Source organism: Nostoc sp. WHI (assembly GCF_015714725.1).
In the GTDB taxonomy this organism is placed as follows: domain Bacteria; phylum Cyanobacteriota; class Cyanobacteriia; order Cyanobacteriales; family Nostocaceae; genus Nostoc.
Map to the genome: position 1 here is coordinate 1 of NZ_WBKM01000300.1, position 2,701 is coordinate 2,701.

General features: G+C 41.7%; 4 protein-coding genes. 3 read left to right on the plus strand and 1 reads right to left on the minus strand.

Features of this window, described 5'->3' with window-relative positions; all coding sequences use genetic code 11:
• A partial coding sequence (locus F8S12_RS31165; RefSeq protein WP_230968392.1) for a single-stranded-DNA-specific exonuclease RecJ occupies nt 1-1,221 on the plus strand: 1,221 nt, incomplete at its 5' end.
• An 81-nt stretch (nt 1,222-1,302) separates the two neighbouring features.
• Here F8S12_RS31165 and psb30 read toward each other — a convergent pair.
• Entirely contained in the window at nt 1,303-1,437 is a 135-nt protein-coding gene (psb30, locus tag F8S12_RS31170) for a photosystem II reaction center protein Ycf12/Psb30 (protein ID WP_196520165.1), read from the minus strand.
• A gap of 202 nt (nt 1,438-1,639) precedes the next feature.
• Between psb30 and F8S12_RS31175 the strand changes: the two genes are divergently transcribed.
• Together F8S12_RS31175 and F8S12_RS31180 are read left to right on the plus strand one after the other, a co-directional pair.
• Nucleotides 1,640-1,990, plus strand: coding sequence for a YkgJ family cysteine cluster protein (locus F8S12_RS31175; RefSeq protein WP_196520166.1), 351 nt, complete (start codon nt 1,640-1,642; stop codon nt 1,988-1,990).
• 99 nt (nt 1,991-2,089) lie between these two features.
• The gene (locus F8S12_RS31180; RefSeq protein ID WP_196520168.1) at nt 2,090-2,509 is read left to right on the plus strand and encodes a TMEM165/GDT1 family protein; all 420 of its coding nucleotides are present in this window, start codon (nt 2,090-2,092) and stop codon (nt 2,507-2,509) included.
• The last annotated feature ends 192 nt before the right edge of the window (nt 2,510-2,701 follow it).

Sequence of the window (2,701 nt, forward strand, 5' to 3'; positions counted from 1 at the left end):
CAGGGGAGCAGGGGAGCAAGGGAGAAAATCCAAAATCCAAAATCGCTAAAGCCTGAAGATATCGGGTTTCGCTTGGGGCCACGAATTAATGCTATTGGTCGGATTGGGAACCCCCAAACTGTCATTGAACTGCTGACTACTGATGATATGGGAGTGGCGCTAGAACTGGCGAAGCAGTGCGAACAAACAAATACCAGTCGCCAATTAATGTGTGAGCAAATTGAACAAGAAGCGATCGCTTTTGTAGAAACAGAATTTGTTGCGTCTCTCCAACAAGACCGTGTATTAGTTGTTGTTCAACCCAATTGGCATCACGGCGTTATTGGGATTGTCGCTTCCCGGTTGGTAGAACGCTACGGTGTTCCCGTGTTCATCGGTACTTATGAGGATGATGAGCAACACATACGCGGTTCAGCAAGAGGGATTCCAGAGTTTAATGTGTTTGAAGCTTTGGAATATTGTCACGATTTACTAGGGAAATTTGGCGGACACAAAGCAGCCGGGGGATTTTCTTTTTCAGCAGAGAATTTACAGGTGTTGCGATCGCGTTTGATTAAGTTTGCTAACCAGTGTCTTGAACCCCAGCATCTCAAACCTCTGCTCAAAATTGATGCTGAAGTCAACCTCAATCAAATCAATCAGCAGCTTTACCAACAGCTTAATGCTCTACACCCCTGCGGTATGGACAACCCCGATCCAATTTTCTGGACACCTAATGTCCAGGTGGTTGAGCAAAAAATTGTAGGTAAGGGTCATATTAAATTAACAATTGCCCAAACTGCCGATAATCAGCAGTATAAAATCAAAGCGATCGCTTGGCGTTGGGGCGACTATTTCCAACTACCATTGCGAGTAGATATCGCTTACAAACTGCGAGAAAATTACTTTAACGGTAACACTACCATCGAGCTAGAGTTAATAGGTGTCAGACTGCCAATTCAACTTCAACAATTTTTTGCTTCGCCACTTATCCCATCAAGCACAACCTTTGAATACAACCAGCGACAGTATACTTGTGGTTTTTATAAAAACGGTATTACAGCAGAATTAAGAATTAAAAATCCTGAAGGCAAGGTCTTAGCCATGCAGCCAGGAGATACAATCGGTTTGCTAGGTACTAATCGTCAAAACGCCAAGGAAGTTGATATTTTTCAACCACAATATAACAGCATTATTCAAGCTGCCCTTCAAGCGTTATCAGTATTGAGTGCTGAGTTATGAATTATGAAGTATGAGTTTTAAATTCCAAAATTTTCTTTTACTCAGCACTCCACACTGCTTCTGACTCAGCACTCAGCACTCTTAGAGATTACCGTTACGAAATGCCAGTACAAAGATTACCAATGGCCCAGAAATCACGATTAGCGCCACGGACAGCAATTGGAAAATAACTTCCCAATTGATACTGGTGAAGGTGTTAAACAAAGAATCAAACATTTTTACCCTTTTCCTCCCAATTGTTTTAAAAAATTCAATAACTTAATCACAAAACCCGCAATCGATCATATCTGGCTATGGCCTGCTAAATTTAATTTACTTAACAAAAGTATAAGAAAAGACATAAAATAGATAAATTGGGCATGAAGCATTGCATTATGTTATTCTTCCCTGTTCGCCCCTCCCAACTCCCTAATCCAAAATGGCAACTTGGCAATGTATAAAGCAATGTGGAGCCTGCTGTAATCTTGATCCAGCAGAGCGTCCAGATTTGGATGAGTATCTCTCTCCACCAGAACTAGAACTTTACCTCAGTATGGTAGGCGAAGGCGGATGGTGCGTTAATTTCGACCATACCAACCGAGAATGTCGCATCTACTCAAAGCGTCCACGCTTCTGCCGGGTGGAATCAGAAGTATTTCAAGATATGTATGGGGTTGAACCCGAAGAAGTCAACGATTTTGCCATTGACTGCTGTCGCCAGCAAATAGAAGGAGTCTATGGCGATCGCAGTCTAGAAATACTACGCTTCAATAAAGCTGTTGGGCTTTGAGACTCCCACCGCTTCTTTTTGTATCTGGAGTTGCAATTTATTAACAATCTGAGAATATGATAGAAATATGAAAACAACCTAGCAACAAAACTACTGCCTGTGAAACTCGACTCTGCTCCTTTGGACATTTCTGGCATATTTCAGGCTGAGATTGAGCCAGAACTCAAAGACAGTATTGATTTTAACTTAACCGCCCTGCCAGTTCAGTCTGTAGTTGCGGATAGTCCTCAAAAGCAGCAATCAGCGTTAGTAGTTTTTGGTACAACTTTTGTAACCATTTTTCTAGCAGAAATTGGAGATAAGACTCAGCTATCCACTCTGTTAATGAGTGCAGAATCTCATTCGCCGTGGGTTGTATTTGTCGGCTCTGCGGCTGCGCTGATAACCACCAGCTTATTAGGTGTACTTTTAGGTACTTGGATAGCCAACCGACTCAGCCCGAAAACTGTAGAAAAATCAGCAGGCGTGATGTTGTTGGTGATTTCCCTAATGCTGTTTTGGGACATATTGCAAGGTTAGTTAGAAGTTAGTAGTTAGTAGCTAGTAGTTAGTAAGTAGAGCGGCGTGAATAATTCAAGGTTTGTAGTAAGGACTTTAGTCCTAATTTTAGGGCTGAAGCCCTGACTACGAACTCATCTCAAGATTTTTTACATTACTTAATCTACTTTGATTTATTCTCACCTACTTACTTAGTTAGTAATTATTCTCCCC